9 protein-coding genes and 1 pseudogene are annotated in these 21,044 nt (G+C 64.4%); 3 read left to right on the top strand and 7 right to left on the bottom strand.

The features are described 5' to 3' along the window. Nucleotides 1–217: 217 nt before the first annotated feature. From QX121_RS30200 to QX121_RS30185, 4 genes are all read right to left on the bottom strand, one after another. Nucleotides 218–745, bottom strand: a complete 528-nt coding sequence (locus QX121_RS30200; RefSeq protein WP_315813760.1) for a tetratricopeptide repeat protein — start codon at nucleotides 743–745, stop codon at nucleotides 218–220. Continuing rightward, nucleotides 742–3,099, bottom strand: coding sequence for a type II secretion system secretin GspD (gene gspD / locus QX121_RS30195; RefSeq protein WP_315813759.1), 2,358 nt, complete (start codon nucleotides 3,097–3,099; stop codon nucleotides 742–744). The genes QX121_RS30200 and gspD overlap by 4 nt, the downstream gene beginning before the upstream one ends. 137 nt (nucleotides 3,100–3,236) lie before the next feature. Continuing rightward, nucleotides 3,237–4,853, bottom strand: a complete 1,617-nt coding sequence (locus QX121_RS30190) for a porin (protein WP_315813758.1) — start codon at nucleotides 4,851–4,853, stop codon at nucleotides 3,237–3,239. 454 nt (nucleotides 4,854–5,307) lie between these two features. Next, entirely contained in the window at nucleotides 5,308–5,544 is a 237-nt protein-coding gene (locus tag QX121_RS30185; protein ID WP_315775874.1) for a hypothetical protein, read from the bottom strand. A gap of 448 nt (nucleotides 5,545–5,992) precedes the next feature. On the opposite strand from QX121_RS30185, the gene QX121_RS30180 reads away from it, so the two are divergent. The 3 genes from QX121_RS30180 to QX121_RS30170 all read left to right on the top strand — a co-directional run bounded on the left by QX121_RS30180 (nucleotide 5,993) and on the right by QX121_RS30170 (nucleotide 13,550). Next, the gene (locus tag QX121_RS30180; RefSeq protein ID WP_315813757.1) at nucleotides 5,993–11,047 is read left to right on the top strand and encodes a helicase; all 5,055 of its coding nucleotides are present in this window, start codon (nucleotides 5,993–5,995) and stop codon (nucleotides 11,045–11,047) included. Nucleotides 11,048–11,081: 34 nt separating this feature from the next. Then, the gene (locus tag QX121_RS30175; protein ID WP_315813756.1) at nucleotides 11,082–12,602 is read left to right on the top strand and encodes a formylglycine-generating enzyme family protein; all 1,521 of its coding nucleotides are present in this window, start codon (nucleotides 11,082–11,084) and stop codon (nucleotides 12,600–12,602) included. A gap of 384 nt (nucleotides 12,603–12,986) precedes the next feature. Next, a complete protein-coding gene (locus QX121_RS30170; protein WP_315813784.1) occupies nucleotides 12,987–13,550 on the top strand; it encodes a DUF4399 domain-containing protein in 564 nt (187 codons plus the stop codon). A gap of 2,231 nt (nucleotides 13,551–15,781) precedes the next feature. Here QX121_RS30170 and QX121_RS30160 read toward each other — a convergent pair. The 3 genes and pseudogenes from QX121_RS30160 to QX121_RS30150 all read right to left on the bottom strand — a co-directional run. Beyond that, nucleotides 15,782–16,485, bottom strand: a pseudogene (locus QX121_RS30160) (DUF932 domain-containing protein); the annotation flags it as partial. A 7-nt stretch (nucleotides 16,486–16,492) separates the two neighbouring features. Next, the gene (locus tag QX121_RS30155) at nucleotides 16,493–19,621 is read right to left on the bottom strand and encodes an efflux RND transporter permease subunit (RefSeq protein WP_315813783.1); all 3,129 of its coding nucleotides are present in this window, start codon (nucleotides 19,619–19,621) and stop codon (nucleotides 16,493–16,495) included. A 1-nt stretch (nucleotide 19,622) separates the two neighbouring features. Next, a complete protein-coding gene (locus QX121_RS30150; RefSeq protein WP_315813755.1) occupies nucleotides 19,623–20,834 on the bottom strand; it encodes an efflux RND transporter periplasmic adaptor subunit in 1,212 nt (403 codons plus the stop codon). Nucleotides 20,835–21,044 lie beyond the last annotated feature (210 nt).

Genomic DNA, 21,044 nt, shown 5'->3' with positions numbered 1-21,044 from the left:
CCCGCGCCTTCGCGCGCCGCGCCGACCGGTCGAGCGGCGAGACCGTCCGCCCCTCCGCCACCCTGCAGATCGTCAGCAAATCGGAGAAGAGGAGTCGAGCTCATGGCGCGTCCCGTGATGGATCGTTGTCGATCACCTCATTGCCGAGGGCCGGATCGTTGAACGGTTCGTTGTCGATGTCAAAGATGACACTTCTGCGATGACCTGATTAGAAGAACTACAAACCTGAATCCGATGCGGCCGCACCAACCCTGGTCGTCTGTGTCTGCCGCCATTCGAGCGCGAGGCGCTGACCGTCGACGATCTGATCAGGTGACATCTTGAGTGCGACCGCATCGCGAATTCGCAGATAAGGTTCGCGCAGGGGAACGGGCGCGGCAGCCGCTGCCAGGCTCAGCCATTTGTAGGCCAGCACATGGTCCCGCCACACGCCATGCCCCTTGTCGTAGCTCAGGCCCAAGAGGTGCTGCGCCGTCGGATCGCCGCGCTCGGCGGCTCCGATATAGAGCTCGACCGCCGCCTCGTAGGACTGCGGGACGCCGAACCCGTTTTCATACATGTAGCCGAGCGCGGTCATGGCGCGCGGATGTCCACTCTGCGCCATCGGCGCCAGCAACGCCGCCGCCCTGACATAGTCGCCATGCGCGAGCGCGGCCCATCCGTCTCCCTTCGGCCGCGCGCCGGACGGAGCGGTGCTCAAGGCAAGCGCCAGAATGGCGAAGGCGGCCGTCGCTTGCCTCGTCATCGATTGCTCCGCGGCGCCTGGAGCGCACTCGTCGACACCGGCCTTATCGTGCCGCGCAGCTTGGAGCGCAGCTCCTCGGCGACGTAGTGCGCGTCAGTGCCGTCGCGGATGATCTGGGGGCGAATGAAGATGATCAGCTCGGTCCGCCCGCGGCTGCGGTCGTTGTTGCTGAAGAGGTCGCCGAGACCCGGGATCTGGTCGATCCCCGGAATGCCACTGCGGCTGCCCTGATGGGTCTCGCTGATGAGACCGGCCAGCAGCACGGTCTGGCCGCTGGCGACTGCGACCGAACTCTTCACCTTGCGCTGCGCTACCGTCGGCGTGAGGCTGTTGGCGGTCTGCGGCGAGACGTTGCTGATCTCCTGCTCGATCTCCAGCCGGACGTTGCCGTTCTCGTTGACCCGCGGAGCGACCCGCAGGATGATTCCGGTGTTGCGGTAATCGATCGTGTTGACGACCGTGTTGTTGGTCGTGAGCACCGTCGCGCTGCCGGTCGACACCGGCACCTGATCGCCGACCTGCAAAGTCGCCGCCTGGTTGTCGATCACCACCAGCGATGGGTTGGACAGCACCTTGACGTCGGTGACCGTATGCAACGCGCTCAGGATCGCGCTCGGCTGGGATTCCGACCCGACCAGGAAATTGAACCCGGGAAAGGCGCGGCTGAGAAAGGCGTTGGTGATCGTTCCCGCGGCCGAGGCAACCGTTGCCGGCGCCGATGTCGAAGTGGTGTTGAGCGCTGACCCCTGGTCGGGCTTCAGGCCGAGATTCTTGCTGGTGAGATAGGCCTGCACGCCGTAGTTCAGCGAATCGTTGAGCGTGACTTCGGCGATCGTCGCGTCGATTGCGACCTGCAGCTGCGGACGATCGCACTGACGCAGGGTAGCTTCGATCAGCCGGTAGTTCTCCCTGTCCGCGTAGATGAGAAGCGTGTTGTTGACGACGTCGGGCGTGATCCGCACGCCCTCCATGAGCGGCTTGCCGCCCGCGCCCGTTGCGCGCGATTCCGATCCCGCGTCGAGGCCAGCCTGGGTCGGTGGCGGCGTCCCGCCGAAGCCGCGGTTGGCGACAAGGCCGGTGTTGCCCTGCTGCTGGCTCGCGAAGCCGCCCGACTGTGCCGTCGTCCCGGCGGCCGAGAGCCGCTCGCTGCTCGAGCTCGACGATGCTCCCGACCCGGGAGCGAGATCAGTCGACGATCCCTCGGCCGCGCTGCCCGCGTTTCCGGTGAACATGTCGTTCAGCACCCGCGCCATCTGGCGCGCCTCGCCATACTTGACACGGTAGACATGGACGCTGTTGCGCAGCGTGTTGCCGGCATCCAGCCGCTTGATCCAGGTCTCCGCCGTGTGCAGCAGCGCCGGCTTGCGGCTGATGACCATGACGGCGTTCATCCGGCTGACAGTCTGGAACTTGACCATGTTCTGGCCGAGCCCGCTGTCGCCGGTGTCCATGATCTTCTCGAGCTCGGCGACGATCGGCTCGGGATTGCCATTGACGATCGGAAAGATCCCGACCGACTGTCCGCGCATCCAGTCCGCATCGAAGCTCAGCGCGGCATCGATCGCGGTGCGACGCTCGGCTCCGGTGCCCTGGATCAGCAGCAGATTGCGACCCGGATCGGCGCGCACCGTGCCCGGCTTGAGCGCAAAGCTGTCGAGCAGCTTCAGCAATGTCGGGGCGGAGACATATTGCAGCGGCAGCACGGAGATGCCGTAGCCAGGCTCTGCCGAGCCTCCGGCCGGATCGACGTTGCCGGCGCCGACCGCGTCGCCGAGCGGAATCAGCCGGTATCCGGAGTTGTCGCGAACCAGCGCCGTCCCCGAGAGCCGGAGCGCGTTCTCGAGCACGTAGGCAACGTCCGATTTCGGGACCGGGCGCACCGAGGACAGGCTGACCGTTCCCTGGATCCTTGGATCGATGGTGTAGCCGACGCCGAGGACGTCGCCGAGCACGACCTTGGCCACCGTCGCGATCGGCGTATTCTCGAAGTTCAGCTCGAACCCGTTGCCAACCGGCTGCGAATGCGCCGCCACCTGCTGGATCGGAAGCGAGCCCGCGGCCGGCGCTTCCGCTCGCGCATCCCTGGCATCTCGTGCATCGTCGTTGCCACCATAGATTTCGGCACGGGCGCGCCGCGCCGCCGGCGACTGCTCCGGCATCGCCTGCCTGGGATAGCGCGGCGAAAGGTCGATCCGGCCCACCTTGTCAAGCACGTCATCACCGCGGCTATCGCTGCCGAGCGTCGCCGGGTTGCAGCCCGCCAACGCGATCGACGTCATGACCAGCGTTGCGAGCGTGCGGCATCGCAGCCAACCTGCGCTCAAATCAGCAATCTCAACCACTCGCCCGCCCACCCGATCTGCCGAGTCCGTTCTTCGTTTCGAGGCACGCCCGGGCGGAGAGCGACTGCTTTCCGCCCGGGTCCTCCAACCTGTGTCTTGCGAGGAGACGCCGCTGCCGTCAGGCCGCGGCCCCTGCTCGCGCCGGTCGGCTACCAGAGCCAGCCGACGCCCGCGAGAACCCGATCGGACATCGCCCCCGCCGCGCTGTGATCGATCACCTTGGTGTAGTTCAGCTTGTAGACAAGGCTCGGATTGGGAAACACGGCAATGCCGACATCGTGGAACGTCATGTCACCGCTGCCCGTGATGTTGTTCAGGCCGTTGGTGAGATCGGAGCCGAGCATGCCCGACGTCTGGAAATTCTGTCGGGTATAGCGGTAAAACGGCACGATGTCGTAGTCGTTCGGCGCCCTGAAGTGGTAGGCGATCTCGCCGGAATAGCCCCACATGTTCTTGCCGACGTTGTTGTCGTCGACGAGATCATTGTTGGCGCGGAGGTTCTCCGGATTGGAGAAGTTTACGTGGGCATATTCAGCCCGCAGCTCCAGCCCGGTGTTCGGAACGCGATAGCGAGCCTCGGTATTGAAGATCGTCATCGCGTTCTTGCCGAGCGGCACCTCGCTGCCGTCCGGCAGCGTCGCATAGGCGCCCCGCGGCGTGACATTCGGCGAATAATAGATCGCCGAGCTTCCGGCAAAGCCGGGGAGGAACGATGGCGTGTAGCTCAGCCGGAGCGTATAGGCGAGCTCGTTGCTCAGCTGCCGATAGTCGCCGATCGGCGCTCGCGACAGCGCGAGCGCTTCCGAGCCGCTGATGCCGCCTTCATAGCCGCCCGGATTGATGTGGCCATTGTCGCCGCGATGATCGAATCCGTCGCCGAAGTCCTCCGCGCTCTGGCTGACCTGGAACTGGTAGTTCAAGCCATCGATGATCTTGCCATGAAATCCTGCCGATGGCGCATACCACGTCGTCGGGATCAGGCCGTTGGCGAGCTCCGGCCGATGCACGCTGTAGAATAGCGTCGGCTCGTGATACAGGTTGGTGAAGGAGATCGGGATCAGGTCGATACCCGGAGAGCGCAGGGTGAAGTGGTCGTTGAACTTGATGTCGAAGAAGGCCTGCTCGACCTCGACCGCACCGTGAAGCTTGTCGTCATTGTCGAACGCGATGCCGCCATGCTCCCATTCCAGCTCCGCGTTGAAGGTGATGGAGTCATTGACCTGATAGGTCGGCAGCAAGACCAGGCGGGCCATGTCGAAGCCGTTCTGCCACTGACCGTTAGCTGCGGGATTTTGCACCGAGCCGAACTTGATCTCGCCGTACATGCCGATCTTCATGCCGGGGACCGGCGACGGCGCGGCACCGAACAGGTCTCTGCTGGGCTGCGGCGCAGGCGCTTTCAGATCGGCTGCCGGGAGAGATCGCGGCTTGGAATCCGAATCGGCGAACGCTGCCGCGAGCCGTGATGCCGGGGACGACGATGGTGCGGCATCAGCCGCCTTCGTTCCACTGGCCTTGACGTCCTTCGGGTCGGCGAGCGCCATGGCATTGCCGACCGGCAGCCTGGATGCAGCCTGTGCGTTGTCGGATGCCTTCGCGCCGCCGGCACGCGCGTCCTTGGCGCCGATCAGAGGCATCGGATCGGACGGGCGGCGGGATGCAAGTGATGCGGACTGCCCGACGCTGGTCGTCTTCTTTGCCTTGGCGTCCTTGAGCTCGACTTGAAGGCTGTTGATGCGCTGCTCCATGGACTCGAGCTTCGCCATCAGCGCTTTGACGGCTGCCCCGTCCGTGGACCGCGCCGAACCGGCTTCGGCCGCCTGGGCTGCTGCCGCGCTCAACGCCAATGTCGATACCGCGGCAAGCAGAGATGGCAGGAGTCGGTCGCGGCCGCGAAGCGGGCCGCCGCCTTTGCCAATACTCAAAGCGCCGTCGTGTGAAGACGCGGAGCAATCTGCGCGCCTTCCGCTGCAGCTAATCAAGACCATCAGTCAAACCTCCCCATGATGATACGCGGACGTGCATCCCCTTCGCCCGCGCCGCCGTGAGCACAGAATTCGTGCGCGACTGCGAGCCATTCGCGCTAGAAGCCCGCGATGTCGATACTTGGGCTCGTCGGGGATGCTCGCGTGTCAGCACTTGGGCGGCGCTCGTTGCGCGGCAGAGGCGCGGCTGGGCCTACCAATCGCTCGGACCCTGCCGAGATCTGGCTAAGTGTTTTCAGTCATTGATAATTGCTGCTGGGTTCATGTCCGGCGTGCGAAGCGCCGAGTAGCGCAGCGTAGAGCTGCATTCATGCCTTTGCATCGCGAAGTAATAAGCGATGTCACACTTCGTCAGCGACGGCCCTACTCCGAAAGAAATTGCGTTGGCGCGATGGCGCAGCTCGGACGAAGCGATGGAATCCGACGAAAAACCGCAAGTGATCGCGACTGAGATTGCGGCAAGACGCCGCATGCTTCTCTCATGGAGATGCCGCATCTACGCACGCGAATACCAGCCGTTTCCGATCAAGGCGGTCAAACCGGAAAGACGCTCGGCTTCTTTAAAGGGATTCTAAACCGGTTACGCGAACCGACAGCGGCGGTTCTCGAAATGATAACAAATCAGTTGGCGCAATTTTCAGGACCGACGACACGCCCGGACTAGCTCCCATCATTACGCCGCATTGCGTGACGCTACTATTCGCCAGTTAGTGCGGTCTATATGACGTTGGCTTCAGTATTCCCTCGAATGCCGTCGACGAAAGACGTCGCCTGGCCACATCGGATCGTGAATAGTCAGATACGTCCATCTTCTTCGACGCGCGTGACGGAATTTTCTGCAAAGCGGGACGAACGTCAGGACGGGAGTTGAGGGTGAACCGATTGCTTCGCTTGGTCGCCGCTATCATCGGAGAGGCACTATGAACGCTGTCCATCGGTTGGAGCCGGCGGCCGGACCGTTGCAGAATGTTCTTGGATATCTCACCGAGATGATCCTGCGCGATGCACGTGCGGTCGCGCGCCTGTCTGACCATCGGCTTGCGGGCGGACAATGCTTCGTGTTTCATCAGCATGAGCTGGAGAAGCTGCCCGGCATTACCTACAACACGTTCGATGCTGATGGCCCCGTGTGGCTCTCCATCGAACGCCTGGTCGCCACCGATCCTCCCGCCGTCGAGTACGACCTGGCGATGTGGATCGACGTGTCCGGCGATCCGGACCGTCGCCCTCTGGTTCGGCAGCGCGTGACGATCACGGTGCACGCGGCGGAAAAAGACCTGCTGATCGCGGCCGGTCACGCACGCGCCGAGCACTGCTCGCCGGCGAACGGCCCGGGGGTGGCCGCCGGGCTCTGGAGCGTGCGATTGCATCTTGAGCAGCGCCCGGACATCGTCGAGCGTCTGGACCGCTATCTCGCCGGCTCGTGGGCCAATTGGGCCGCGGCCGAGCGGCCACGCCGCAAGACCATCGCGGTTCACCAGCGATTGCGCGAGATGGCTCGCGTGGCGGGAGCCGGAGGCAACGATGGCAGCTGCGAAATCGTGTGGGGCGTTGGCGTGTCACGCTGGCGGCGACAAGGCCGCGAGCTGGATCTGCCGCTGCTCGAACGCCTGGTCGAGATCGAGGTCCTCGATGGCTCCGACACCGAAATCAGAATCCGGCCCCGCATGGTCGGCGCGACGGCCAATCTCAAGGCGTTCGAACCGCTGACATCAGCGGCCGGCTTGGCGGGGCAAACGGCCGAGCAGTTGCTCGAGACGATCGAGCGCGGCAACGAGCTTTCGCCATTCCAGCCCGCCAGCTTCGAGCCGGTTCTCAGCGCCATCGGCTCACAGCTCGACCCGCATGGGATCTACTGTCCCACCATGCCCGACTCCGCGTTGCTGCTTCCCGAGGAGGACGAGCAACTGGTCGTCTCCGATCGCTGGGTGATCTTTGCGCGGCCGCGCTCGGACGCACTGCTGTTGCGCGACATCGACCGACTGAAGCGAGCGATCGAATACGCGCCCGGCGACGCTTGCTGCCTGGCCGCACTGTCTCGCCTCCTGCTTGGCGCGCCGGACCACGAAGCCCATGACGGCGCGCGCCGTCGTCTATCCGGCGTGATCGGTGACCCGATCGACGTCGGGCCGGATGCGCAGATCGCGGCGGATCACGGCGACCTGTTCTTTCCGCTGCCGACGAACTCCGACCAGATGGAGATCGTGCGACAGCTCCGGCGATCGGACGGACTTGTCGTGCAAGGCGCGCGCGGGTCCGAGCGCACGTCCACCCTCGTCAACCTGGTTTGCCATCACCTCGCAATGGGCCTGCGCGTTCTCGTCGTCTCGCGCAACGAGGCTGCGCTCGGACTGTTGTCCGAGAAGCTGCCGCGCGCCGTCCGTGATCTGACCGTCGATCTGACCGGCTCCGACAAGGACGTCTTGAAGCATGCAGAGACAGTCGTCAGCCGGCTGCTGTCGATCCTCAAGACCACGAACCCGCGCGCGCGGGCGGAACAGGTCAATCGGCTGGAGCGCGACATCATCGCGACCAGCGTCGAGATATCACGTCTCGATGATGCGTTCGCAGACATCGCCAGCCGCAGCATGCTGCGGTCATCCGGTGTCCCCGACCTGCCGTTCGACGCGTTGACGACGCTGATCGCCGACCGCGACGCCTATGCCTGGTTCACCGACCAGCCGTCACGATTCGTGAGAGAGAACGACCTTCTGGTTGCGGCGGTCGAGCAGGCCCGTGAGGCGCGTGTTCGGCTGGGTGCCGATCTCGCATATGTCGACGACGCGCTCCCGGAAATCGCGGCCCTGCCGGACGCCGCGACAGTGAGACGTCTGCACCAGGACCTGCAGCCGGCGCGGATCGACGGCGAAAGCCGTGACGGCCGGCTTGCCTGCCAGATCATCGCGGAGCTCGGGCCGGACGGAGCGGACTTGCTCGCCGGCGACCTCGACGCGCTCGCGGCGGCCCACCGGGTCATTGCCGACGAGCCCTGGCTCGCAGCGCTGTCGCCGGTCGGCCGCAAGGCCGATGCAATGTCGGTTGACGGTGGCATCCTCGTCGATTTTGCCCGCGATGCGTCGTCCCTGCTGTCGCAACGTGCCGGCTTCCTGGTTCGGCCGGTGGAAACGCCGGCGGACGCCTTCGCCAGCCAGGAACTGCTCACGATTGTCGAACGGCTGTCGGCCGGAGCAAGGCCGTTCGCGACATTCTCCCTGTCCGGCCGTGCGTTGAAGCAGACCGTGGAGGCGATCAGGGTGGCGGGCTTCCCGCCGAAAGGCGCGGCCGACTGGGGCCATGTTCGCGACTATCTGACCTGGCGTCGTCACCTGCATTCGCTCGACGCCAGATGGCGATCGCTGGCGGCCGAAATCGGTGCGCCTGCGCCCGAGCCGGACTCCTCTCACACGTTCCACGGTCACGAGCGCGTCGTCAAAAGCGTCGAGGCCGCGATCGTGCTGGCGGCGCTGGCGAAGCGCAATGTTCTCACCGCCGCACCGAAGCTGTCGATGTCGGACGACGCGATCGCCGGATTGCTCGGCGACGGCCGACGACTTTCTGCGCTGGCAGCTGCGGTGAGGAGCATGGCTCTCCGCATCACCAAGCAGCGGCTGGAGCTCACCCGGCTGAACGGGCTGTTTCGCGGCAGCGGTAAGCTCACAACGCTGGCTCATGCCGACGTGCTGTCGCAGATCGGCTGCGATGGTGTCGAGCCGCGCGACATCGAGACGCGTTGGACCACCCTTCGCACCCGGCTGAAGTCGCTGCACGACCGGCGCCAGGATCTCGAGCTGCTCGACGAGGTCTGCCGAGCGATGACCGAGGCCGGAGCAGATGCCTTCGCCCGTCGGCTCAGGACCGAGCCGGCACATCCGCAGACCGGCGATCCGGTGCTCGTTGCAGATTGGATGATGGCCTGGAACTGGGCGGTGCTGATGCGGCAGAACGAAGGCATCGGTCAGCATCAGCGCTTGCGAGATCTGTCCGACCAGCGCGCGGCGATGGAGATGCGACTGCGCGAGCTGTTCGGCCAGGTGGTCGTGGCACGGATGCATCTCGGCCTGGTACAGAACACCGGCAGCGCCATGAGGCAGGCCCTCACCGTGTTCATGACCACGCTGCGAAAAATGGCAGCGACCTGTTCCGGCCCCACCGCATGCCGGTTGCGTCAGGTTACACGCGAGGCACTCGAGAGCTGCTACGAAGGCATCCCATGCCAGCTCGTGCCGGCATGGCGCGTGGCCGAGCAGCTACCGGCCCGGCTCGGCGCATTTGATCTCGTCGTCATCGACGATGCCTCGCAATCCGATCTGCGCGAACTCACTGCGATGCTCCGGGCCCGCAAGGTCGTCGTCATCGAGGACGATCGGCAGACCGGCGAGCGCGTCGCGCAAGGTGAGCACGACATCGAAACCATCGCACGCAGCATCCTGCGCAGCGGTCCGGCTGCCATGCGCCAGTTCCTGCTGCCGGGCGCAGCGCTCTGCGATTTCGTCAAGATGCTGTTTCCCGACCGGATGATCAGACTTCGGGAGCACGCTCGCCGGGTCGATCCGGTCGCGCTTGCAGCCGTCGGCTCACCGCAGCCATCGGCACAGCCGGCAACCGGTATGCATCCGGCTGCCACGGGACCCGCTGCTGGCACGGCGGCGGATCACCCTGCATCTGCGCAATCCCTGACGCGCCGCGCCTATTCGCTGGAAGACGAGATCGCCACGGTGGCCGAAAGCCTGTCGATGGCCCGGCTGTCGGAGCAACGCGACGAGCCGGCCATCTCGATCGAGAGTCCGGTGCCGGATTGGCTGAGCAACAGGACAGGCGCCGGCATCGATGCACGCCCATCGCGGCGCGGGGCGCGTGAGGTCGCGACCGACGAAACGCCTGCCGCCTCGTCGTCTGATACGCTCGCCTCTGCGCCGCCAGCGTCCGTCGCGCCCGCAGCGCCGGTCGAAATCGCGGAGAATGAGCCGCCCGTGGCCGATCGTTTTGCGCAGGCTGCAAGGTCGCCGGCGGACGATGTCGCCGTCGCACGAGTGGCCGTGCTCGCCCACGAGGTGGAAACGTCCGAGACGATGACACCCGGTCAAGCCGAGTCGGAGCCTGCCGCTGTCCGTATCGATCATCGCGCGCTGTCGCCGGGTCGGCGTCCGCGGCCTGATCATGGAGCGAGGCGTCCACACCGCTCGCTCCGCCGGCACATGATGGCCGCTGCCGCCGGCTTGGCGGTCGCGGTGGTTGGCGCATCGATCTACTGGCAGCCGGCGGCGAGCCGGATCACGACGTCCTGGCAGACGGTCTTGAACCGACTCCCGGTCTCCTGGAATGCGGCCTCGCCGGCCGCCGCGCTACCGGCCGGCACCGAGCCCCGCAAGGTCACCGCGGATCGGATCACGCCCGACGTCAGGGGCGGTGCAGGCGGCGATGCGATCACCACGGGGAACGCGACCGCGACGATGGTATCCCACGCCGTGCTGTATCAGGAGGATCCGCAGGATCCGAACGGCAAGCGCTATCTCGGGAAGGTAACCTGGCATGTCGAGCCTGAGGCAGGAGCGGTGCCGGCATCGATCAAAGGCGATGTCGAGATCGACAAGAGGATGAAGGCGACGTTGTCGCTGCGTCCAAACAAGGAAACCGAAATGCCGGCGAGCCACATCATGGAGATCAAGTTCAACTGGCCGGACGATCCGTCTCACGTCGGGGTAGAGACTTTGAAGGGCGTCAGCATGAAGCCCAAGGAAGCGGGCCGCGGGACCCCGTTGACCACCATGACCGCCAAAGTGACGCCAGAGTTCTTCATGATCGCGCTGTCGGCGGGTGATGTCGACATGAAGCGGAACGTGTTGCTGCTCAAGGGCAAGGACTGGATCGACATCCCGATCGTCTACAATGGCGGCAGCCGGGCGGTGCTGGCGATCGAGAAGGGAGCGGACGGTGAGCGCGCGTTCAAGGATGCGTTTGCCGCCTGGGGCCAATGACCAGACGGCAAGGCCGGCGCACGAAAGGCGTCCGATGATCGGCATCGACGTCGTCGCGCCAGCGCAGGCGCCGGTCACCGATCGGGACGAGCGACCGCTGACCGCCGTCACCTATCCGGTGCCTTGCGAGCAGTGCGGCCGGATCGTGCGGGTGGCGATGAACACGCTGCGCCCGCCCAGTTTCCACCGTGTCGACGAGCAGGTCGCCTGCCCCGAGATCCAGGAGCGCCGCAGCAGGGGCGACGGCGGACTGTTGTTGATGATGTGCGGTCCCTTGAAGCAATCGCTCGCCGCACGATGCGATGCGGCCGAGGTCGAGGCCACCGCTCCCGGTGGCGGACAGGCGGGACGGGTCGTCTGCAGCATTCCCGGCGTCTCGATCGCTCAATACGCCCCGAACGAGGCGCGCAGCCGCGCGGAGATCTGGCAGGCACACGGCTACGACAAGCTGGCCACGACGCTTCGTGCGGCCGCGGCGAGGGCGGAGCGCAGGCCGCTGGTCTGGACCCGCGCTGCGGCGGCCGGCAGCGGCGCATTGTTGCTCGCTGCCGCCGCTAGCTGGTTCATGCTGGCGCGGGAGCCGGCCGCTCCCCCACCAACACAGCCGCAAGCCGCCGAGGCCTCCGTGGCCGCGTCGAGCCGCGCAAGCGTCGAGAGTTCGGGGCGCGTCGTCACGGCAGAGGCCATGTCGGCCGCGACCGCCCCCGCCCCGGCGCCGATGCCGGACGCGCCCTCGGACACTGCAACGCTCTCGCGTTCCGCGGAAACCGCGCCGCTCGAGGCGCCCGCCCTGCTCGCGTCGGCAAGCGCTGCGACTGCTCCCGAGACTGCGCCGGCGGCAGAGTCGACTGCGACCCCAGGGCCGGCGGAGGCAGCGGCGATTCGCCTGCCTGACATGGTGATGATTCCAGGAGGGGCATTCGCAATGGGCGGCGTCGAGAGCTCCGAGCTTCCGGTCCACCGCGTCACGATCAAGCCGTTCGCGCTCGGCAAATACCCCGTCACGATTGGCGAGTGGAAGGCGTGCGTGGCTGACAGGGCATGCGCCGACGTGATGAGCGGCCCGGACGACAACCCCGTGACAAATGTCGGCTACGACGACGCCAGGGGCTATCTGGCTTGGCTCTCGCGGGCCGTCGGCAAGCCGTTCCGGCTCCCGACCGAGGCCGAATGGGAATATGCAGCGCGCGGCGGCGCAACGACGGCGTTCTGGTGGGGCGACCAGATGCGCTCCGGCATGGCCAATTGCAACGGATGCAACGAGCCCGGCGCGCCCGCGCAGCTCATGAAGGTCGGAAGCTTTGCGGCCAATCCGTTTGGCCTGTTCGACATGGGCGGGAGCGTCGACCAATGGGTGGCCGACAGCTGGCACAAGAGCTATCAGGGCGCGCCGTCCGATGGCTCGGCATGGATCGACGAGCAGAGCTTCGTCCATGTCATTCGCTCGGGTTCATGGAAGAAGGATGCGAGCTATGCCCGCAGCGGGAGCCGCGATCGCTATGATGGGCGCGTCAGGTATCCGACCCATGGCTTTCGCCTCGCTCTTTCGCTCTGATGCGGCCGCTGTATGCTGAGCCAGGCCAGGGTGCCGTCGACACCGATGCCGGGCCTGCGCCCGCAAATGTCTCGCACCACAGCGAACACCAGCGTCGCAGATCCGCAGGACGCCTGTTCTGCCGAGCCTCTTTATTCAAATTCTTATCGGGAATCGTAGGACGAGACCGATCGAAACCTCAAATTTGCCGCGCTACGCCCCATTCATGGACCGGCTACACCGTTCGATATTTGCGATCGATGATCGTCGTTGTTTATGAGTTGGGGATTTATGTGGAGTGAGAAATCTACGCGTCGCGCGCCGCTATTGGATCTGACGCCCTGGCGACGACGTCGTCTCGCCCCAGTCGCGACGCTCGGGTCCACCGTGTTGGCCTGCACGCTGGTGCTGTTGCCGACTCTCGCATGGGCACAGGCGAAAACGGCGCCGAAGGACGCCTACCTGTATTTCATCACGCCAACCGACGGCGACACCGTGAAGAGCGCGTTCTGGTGCCGCTTCGGCCTTCGCAACATGGGCGTGACCCATGCCGGTGACGCCTTTGCCAATACCGGCCATCATCACCTCCTGATCGACGCCGATGAGCCGATCAGCCCAGGCGAGCCGATTCCGCAGGACAGAAAGCACCTGCACTACGGCGCGGGCGAGACCGAGGCTCTGATCGAGCTGCCCCCCGGCAAGCATACCCTGCAGCTCGTCCTGGGCGACGGCATGCACTTCAACTTCGATCCGCCGCTGGTATCGAAGAAGATCACGATCACCGTGAGCAGTGCTTCGCAGAGGCACGGGCGGAGCGCCACTCACGCCCACCGGCGGACGCGGCATCTTCACGCGCACACCGCGCGTCAGGCGGCGCAACCGTCGGCCGCCGAAGCGCCGCCGCCCGATCCGGCAAAATCGGCGGGAGCCGTCGATTTCATCAAGAGCTTCCTGTCGGGTGCGAAATGAACCTCCGCCGCTCCCCCATGGAGCCGGTTCGGCCGGCACATCAGTTCATCGCGACGTGCCGAAGCCTCCAACCGCAGCGCTGCATTTGTCCGGCTCGGCTCTATTGATACGACCTCCAGACGCGTGGCTTGCTTCGCCTCGGCGAGCGCCAAGAGCGATCATCGGCATCGGTCCAAGCTCGGAGGCGAGGCGCTGGGAGACCACGCCATTGATCGTCCGGAACAGGTACGACAGGAAATAACCAGCCGCGAATGGAATGAACACCAGAGCCGTAACGGTCCAGCCTGGGATTGCTGGCACCACCGACCTTGGCGTCAACGCCCATCCTGCCGAACATGTAGTCCGGCTCAAGCTCCCGGTGACCTCTTCCGAGCCGCTGCTCAGCGCATTGGTCCCTGCGCAAAGCGAAAGGGATCCTCGCCGCCCTCCCCGGCAGCCGGCACACCCCAGCGAATGCTCGTTAGCCGCGCCGACCTCGCCCTGCAGACGCGGGGACGCGCCGACACGGCTCGTCGACCATGCCGTCGCCGATGTCGCCGCCCGGGGATTCCACGGGGCCAGTTGCGCAGACGTCGCACGCGCTTCGTGATCGTGTTCGCGGGCTGCACGCATACCACGGCGCGATGGCTCGATGGCCTCGCCGAGAACGGCCGGCTGCTCCTCCCGCTGACCGCCGAGGATTGGTCCGGCTTCCTGCTGCGCGTGGTCCGCCGCGGCACTTCTTTCGACGCCTCGTCCACCGGTGGGGTCAGCATCTACCCCTGCAAAAATGGCCGCGATGAGGACGCCAGCCGCCGGCTGAAGAGCGCACTCGAGAGCGCGAACACGGTGAATGTCCCGATCCGGGCACTCCACCGCGGGAACCCATCGTCCGCAAGATTCCGAACGGGTCTGGTATCATGCCCCTGGCTCTTGGCTGGAGCGATAAGGAGCTGAGATCGATAGGCCCGCACAGGAGGCCGAGGTCGGCAGCAGTAGCACCGTCTGACCCGAGTGATCCCCCGAAGGAAACGACCAAGATTTCATTCCGGCCGCGGCGGCGGAACGCATCGGCCAAGGCTCCGAGATACGACGGCGCAACACGATTGATCGGTCAACCCGCACTCCGAGTCGCAGATCCTGCACTCGTTGCGTAGCTCCACCGAGTTTTTCGCCGGAGTTCGCTAGACTACGATCAGTGCCGAAATCGCCTTTCACTTTGCTGACAAAAAGCTCGATTGCGGCACTCAGCTCGACCGAACGAGCACGGTTGAACGCTAGCCATGTCAATGGCTTGCTGATCAACAGGCGAGCCGCTTTTATCTTGCCATCAGACCCTGCCCTCTTCTCACCTGATCTTTCGGCAAAGATTTCTGTCAGATCATTGCTAAGAGGCTTACGGTCGAGCCGCAAAGAGTTAGCAGGCAGATCGATTTCCGTGGCGAGAGCGCACCATCATCGGTTGGCGGTGATATCGTTCAATTGCGACTATCATCTCGCTTCAGACCTGCACCAGGGGTGCATAGGGTGTGAAATCTCCCTTCCCTTCCTTGATCCTTGGCTTGGCTTCTCGTCCTCTTCCGGGGCTTGTGGATCAGCCAGATCTCAGCGGACAAATCGCTTAAGTCCTGCGGTCGGCAAGTCGATATGGCTACAGTTGCGCTGCCAACAAACTGCCTTCCGAGTGCGAATTTCGTGGAGGCTCTTTGCATTACGATCGGGCGAGCATATCCCTACCCCCGTATAGCAATGAGACTATCTCGGCAGTCCCGTTGCAGACCGATCGCGGCTCGCAGCGGCCGATCGATCCTGGGAATCGTCAGCCTGATAAATTGGACCAAGACCATTCGGCGCCGCGGGGCCAAGGATGAAGCCGCTTCCAACGCGTGGCAACTGACGCACGCCGCCTGACTTTCTGCCCACCCACGGCAAATCAGATGTCGGTTGTCAGTCGATTTTCGGCCAGACGTCAGCACCAAGCTCGCCACTGCATGCCGACGTCGTTGGCGATATCGTTCCGTGCAGGATGCGCACTAAGCCCATGATCTCGCGAAATTGGCAAACCAGCGCGATCCAGAAACGTCGGACGAATCGTTCGTCCGCCTGGAAGTCGTATCTGTGATCGACTGTTCGATTTATGCTCTCGCGAGCCAGGCTGAAGGACCGGCGAGCCCCCCGGCCGTGTGCACGCGGCCGCGCCGCGGGTTCGGCTTGCGGGAGCGGCGGCGCTGAAGACCGTGCGCGGCTTGTGCTCAGGCGGCACGCTCCATCAGGCGCCTGGCCTTGCTTTCGAGCTCGAGTCTTCCGTCCTGATGCGCCTTGCTTCGGGCCACGGCGGTGATGCCCTGCACGAAGTCGAAGATGCTCTCCGGCTTGCGGTTCTCCTCGCCAAGAACGGCTTCAATGACCTTCGATGTCTCGGCTTTGGAAAAGCCATTCTTGCGCAGAAAGCTTTCCCGGTCCTCATCCGTGCGAGCAACGATCCGCTGCCGTGCGGCTGCAATACCAGCGACAAACGGCGCGGGCGAGGAATTGGCAAAACTCGTCAATGCCGGTGCAGCTTCATGCGCAAACCGCTGCGCGGCGAACTTCGAATGCCGGATGGTGATCTGCTCAAAGTTCTCCACGCCCCAGAGATTGCGGTTCATGCAGACGGCGCGCAGATAGAAGCTCGCTATGCCAAGCGTCTTGCTCCCGACCTCACTGTTCCAACAGTAGAGCCCCGGAAATAGACATCGGGCGAGCCGTCCGGCAGCCGTCCCGCCTCGATTGGATTGGTGTCGTCGACCAGAAACAGGAACACGTCGCGATCACTGGCATAGAGCGTGGTCGTATCCTTGGTCACGTCCACGAAGGGATTATGGCTCATGCTCGACCAGTCCAGCACGCCCGGCACTTTCCATCGTGTGTCACCGGTGCCATTGCCGGCGATCTGCACAACGGCGGCAACGAGTTCAAGCCGATCAATGCCGTGCAGACGATCTGCGTGGTGAGGCCGGGTCACTCTCGTCGAGCTTCATTTCATCCTTCGGCCCGACAAAGCGCGAAAGCTTTCTGCTTAAAATCCGGCCGACGTCGTCCATGATCGTAAAGGCGGCCGGCACGAATACGAGGCTGAGAAAGGTCGAGGCGAGCAGCCCGCCAATCAATGCGACCGCCATGGGGGAACGGAATGCGCCGCCTTCGCCGACTCCCAATGCAGAAGGGACCATGCCTGCGGTCATAGCCGCTGTGGTCATGATCACGGGCTGAGCGCGCTTGCGGCCGGCTTCGATCAACGCCTTCGTGCGCTCCACACCGCTCGCCACCTCGGTGATTGCGAAGTCCACCAGCAGGATCGCGTTCTTCGTTACGATTCCCATCAGCATGAGGAAGCCGATAGTGGCCGAGAGGTTGATGGCATTGCCGGTCAGAAGCAGCGCAAGGAACGCTCCGCCGATCGAAAGCGGCATGGAGAAGATAATGGTGATCGGATGCATCGCGTCGGCGAAGAGAAGAACGAGGACGGAGAGCACCATGAGTACGCCTGCAGCGATCGCGAGCGAAAAACTCGAAAAAACTTCTTCCATGATCTCTGAATCGCCGAACCTTGCGATCGTCACACCGGCTGGCAAGTTTCGCGCCGAGGGCAGCGCCATAACCTGCTCGATCGCCTCGCCGAGCGGGGTGTTTCCGACGAGATCGGCCTGGATCGCGACGCGACGCCTGCTGTCATAGCGTTCGATGGTCGTCGGCCCCTCGCCGAAGCCGACGTCGGCGACCGTGGCCAACGGTACGGTGCCGTTCTTGGCCCTGATTCGCAGCATATCGAGGGTCGATAGATCGCCCCGCGCCCGCTCGTCGAGTTGCACGCGGATCGGTACTTGCCGGTCGATGGCCGAGAACTTCGCCAGATTTGCGGATGTATCTCCGATCATCGCAATCCGTGCAACTTCGGCGATCTGCGTCCCGGAGATTCCGAGATCGGCAGCCTCCTCCAGCCTTGGCAAGATGCGAATCTCCGGCCGGGCAAGAGCCACAGTCGAGACGACATTCGCGAGAACGGAGACGTTCTGCCGGACGTCCCGCTCCACCGCGAGCCCCGCCTGCTCAACTGCGGCGCCATCGGGTCCGGAAAGGATCAGCGTGAACTCGCGTCCGCCGCCGCCATTGCCGAAGCTGTAACGTATGTCCGCGATCGCGCTGAGCGTCGCGCGCATGTCGTGCTCGAATGCCTTCTGGTCGTGCGACCGGTTCCTGCGCGCAACGAGCTCGACGATGATGGTGGCCTTGCGGACGTCACCGGCGGTGACGCTCAGCCCGTTGGCGCCGGCGGCGCCGCCGGTGACATAGACGCTCCTGACTTCTGGCCGTTTCGCGAGCAGGGCCGTGATGCGGTCCGCGGCGGCCGCGGTATCCGCGATCGTCGAGCCCGGTGGCAGCTCGATCTGGAGAACCGAACGCGACAGGTCATTGGTCGGCAGAAGGCCAAGCGGTAAGGATCCTGCGACCATTAGCGAGCCCAGGAAGACCAGCGCCGCAAGCGCGAGCGTGACGAAGCGGTGGCGAAGCGACCATTCGAGCATGCGAAGATAGTGCCGCATGATCACTCCGTGCCCTTCGGCATGGTGCTGACGGTCGCGAAGGAAATATGCCGCCAGTAGCGGCGTTATCAGCCTTGCGACCAGCAGAGAAAACGCCACTGCAATTGCGACCGTGAGGCCGAACTGCTTGAAGTATTGACCGGCGATGCCGCCCATGAAGCTGACCGGCACGAACATGGCGACGATGGTCGTGGTCGTCGCGACGACCGCGAGCCCGATCTCGTCGGCCGCCTGGAGCGCGGCGCGATAGGGTGATTTGCCCATCCGGATGTGCCGGACGATGTTCTCGATCTCGACGATCGCATCATCGACCAGGATGCCGGTGACCAGCGTGATCGCAAGCAGACTAACGGCGTTCAGCGAAAACCCGATGAGGTCCATCGCCCAGAAGGTCGGAAGTATTGACAGTGGTATCGCGAGCACGGAAATCGCCGTCGCTCGAAGGTCGCGCAGAAAAATCAATACGACGATGACCGCGAGGATTGCGCCTTCGGCCAACGTCTGCATGGTGGCTCTATAATCGGACTTGGTATAGCGCACCGTGCTGTCGATCTCGGACACGGACAGGTCGGGATGCTCGTTGGTGAGCGCCTGCAACTTCTTCGCGACCGCCTCCGCGACGGCTACGTCGGAGAAGCCCTTTGCACGAAAGACACCGAAGGCGACCACCGGACTCCCATTGAGGCGAGCAAAGCTGCGTGCTTCGGCTGCGCCATCGGTGACCGTGGCAATCTCCTTCAACGCAGCCCTTCGACCGCCCGGCAGCACGATCGCGCTATTGGTCAGTCCGTCGATCGTCGCGGCCCCCGCGAGCATCCGTATGGTTTGCTCTCCCGACCCCACTTCACCGCGCCCGCCGGTGAGATCGACATTGGTCGCTCGCAGTTGCTCGTTCACGTCCGCCGCGGTGATGCCAAGTGCGATCAGCCGGTCGGGCAGCAGCGATACCCGGATTTCACGATCGGCGCCGCCCGCACGCTTGACCTGCGCGACGCCCCGAACGCCCTGGAGCGCCCCCGTGATGACGTCATCGACGAACCAGGACACCTGCTCGGTCGTCCAAGAGGGAATCGACACGGCATAGGTAACGATTGCCATCCCTTCGACCTCCACCCGCTGTATCGAGGGTTCCTCGATGCTCTGCGGCAACTCCGACCGGATGTTAGCCATCGCATTGCGGACGTCGTTGACCGCACGGTCCGCCGGCGTCCCCAGTTGAAACTCGACGGTCGTCACGGAGACCCCGTCAGAGATGCTCGACGTGACGTGCTTGACCCCGACGACCCCGGTCGCCGCATTCTCTACGTTCTTCGTGACCTGCGTTTCCAGCTCACTCGGCGCAGCGCCGGTCTGGGCGATCGTGACGGTCACGATGGGGATGTCGATGTTGGGCATCTGCGTTATCGGCAGGGTCTTCAGGCTGACCGCGCCGAGCACGATCAGAACGCCAAACAACACCAATGACGGAATAGGCTTACGAATCGACCAGGCGGAGATGTTGAGGGCCATATCAATCTGCCCGCCCTGGTCCAGCATCGCTGCGGACCGGCAAGATCCGTTCGCCTGGCCTGACAAAAGCGGCGGCTCGAACGACGACCTCCTGACCTTCGATCAGCCCGTCGACAATTTCGACACGGGTGCCGCGTTTGAGGCCGGTCTGGACATTGCGGATTTCGACGACATCGTTGGTCGCAAGCTGAACATAGGTGCCATTCTTGCTGAAGCTCACGGCGGACAACGGCACAGTGATGGCTTGTCGCTTGCCGATTGTAATGCTGCCGCGGGCAAAAACACCGACCCTCATGGCCGTATGCGGCGGGAGCGCGACCGCGACGCGGCCGAGACGGCTCGATTTGTCTACAGTGGGATCGACCAGCCGCACATGGCCGATGACGGCCTCGCTGACGCCGGGCAGCCAAACCTCGACGTCTTGGCTTGGCTCGATCTGTGGAAGCACCGTTTCCGGAACCTCGGCATCGAATTCGATTTGACCGTTGCGGACGAGCCGGAATAGAGGTTCGCCCCCCGTGCCGGCCACCGCGCCCAGGCGGGCGGCGCGGTGCGAGATAATCCCCGCAGACGGCGCCTTCAGTTCGGTTCGCGCGATTTTCAGCTCGATCTCGCCACGCTGCGCCTCCGCAAACGCTTCCTGGGCTTCGGCCATGCGCAAATTCTCCGCAGCGGCAGCGGACTTTGCCGCGGCGACCTTGGCCTGGGTCTCACGCGTCAGGAGTTGCGCTGGAGATATCGCGCCGGTCGCGTTCAAGGTTTGCGTGCGTTTCAACGTCTCCGCCGCTTCCGCTTGGTTGGCTTGCATCTCCGTCAACGACGCGTTCATCTGCGCGACCGACGCTTGGGTTATCGCGATCATCGCGGTGTTTTGCGCGAGCTGTGTCCGGAGCATCGTGCTGTCGAGGCGAGCGAGCACCTGCCCTTCTTCGACGCGATCGCCGACGTCGGCCAGCATCTCGACGATACGTAACCCGTCGACTTCCGCACCGACAACATCCTCCTCTCGGGCCACGAGGGATCCGGTCACCGCGAGTGTCTCGGTGATCGAATGCCGTACGGCTCGGGCGAGCGTCGTGGCGATCGGTGCGGCCCCCGGGCGCTCGGCTGCGTCCCGTCGCGGATCGGAGATTTGCGTTGCGACCGCTTCGGCCTGCTGGCGCCCCGCGCCGATCACAGCGAAGATGTAGACGCAGACCGTGACGGCGAGCACTAGGAGGGCGATCCAAGCGAACCTTAACACCGGCCTTTTCACCCGACTACCTTCCTTTGGATCCGACCGCGAAGCCGGCATGATGTGAATCCGACGGCCGGCGTCAGCATCCGCGATCGACCGCTTTTCGAATGAGTATGGCGTACGCCGTTCGAGGATCAGGACGGATCAAACCGTTCCCAACGTCCCGCGTATCAAACCAGCGTCGAC

It is taken from the genome of Bradyrhizobium sp. SZCCHNR2028 (assembly GCF_032380995.1).
In the GTDB taxonomy this organism is placed as follows: domain Bacteria; phylum Pseudomonadota; class Alphaproteobacteria; order Rhizobiales; family Xanthobacteraceae; genus Bradyrhizobium.
Note: the sequence above shows the minus strand (reverse complement) of the source record. Positions and strands in the feature narration are given on the sequence as shown.

Excerpts from the sequence above, each read along its gene's own strand:
- QX121_RS30200 (WP_315813760.1), bottom strand. The coding sequence starts at position 745 with ATGACGAGGCAAGCGACGGCCGCCTTCGCCATTCTGGCGCTTGCCTTG.
- QX121_RS30190 (WP_315813758.1), bottom strand. The coding sequence starts at position 4,853 with ATGGCGAAGCTCGAGTCCATGGAGCAGCGCATCAACAGCCTTCAAGTC.
- QX121_RS30185 (WP_315775874.1), bottom strand. The coding sequence starts at position 5,544 with ATGCGGCGTCTTGCCGCAATCTCAGTCGCGATCACTTGCGGTTTTTCG.
- QX121_RS30180 (WP_315813757.1), top strand. The coding sequence starts at position 5,993 with ATGAACGCTGTCCATCGGTTGGAGCCGGCGGCCGGACCGTTGCAGAAT.
- QX121_RS30175 (WP_315813756.1), top strand. The coding sequence starts at position 11,082 with ATGATCGGCATCGACGTCGTCGCGCCAGCGCAGGCGCCGGTCACCGAT.
- QX121_RS30155 (WP_315813783.1), bottom strand. The coding sequence starts at position 19,621 with ATGGCCCTCAACATCTCCGCCTGGTCGATTCGTAAGCCTATTCCGTCA.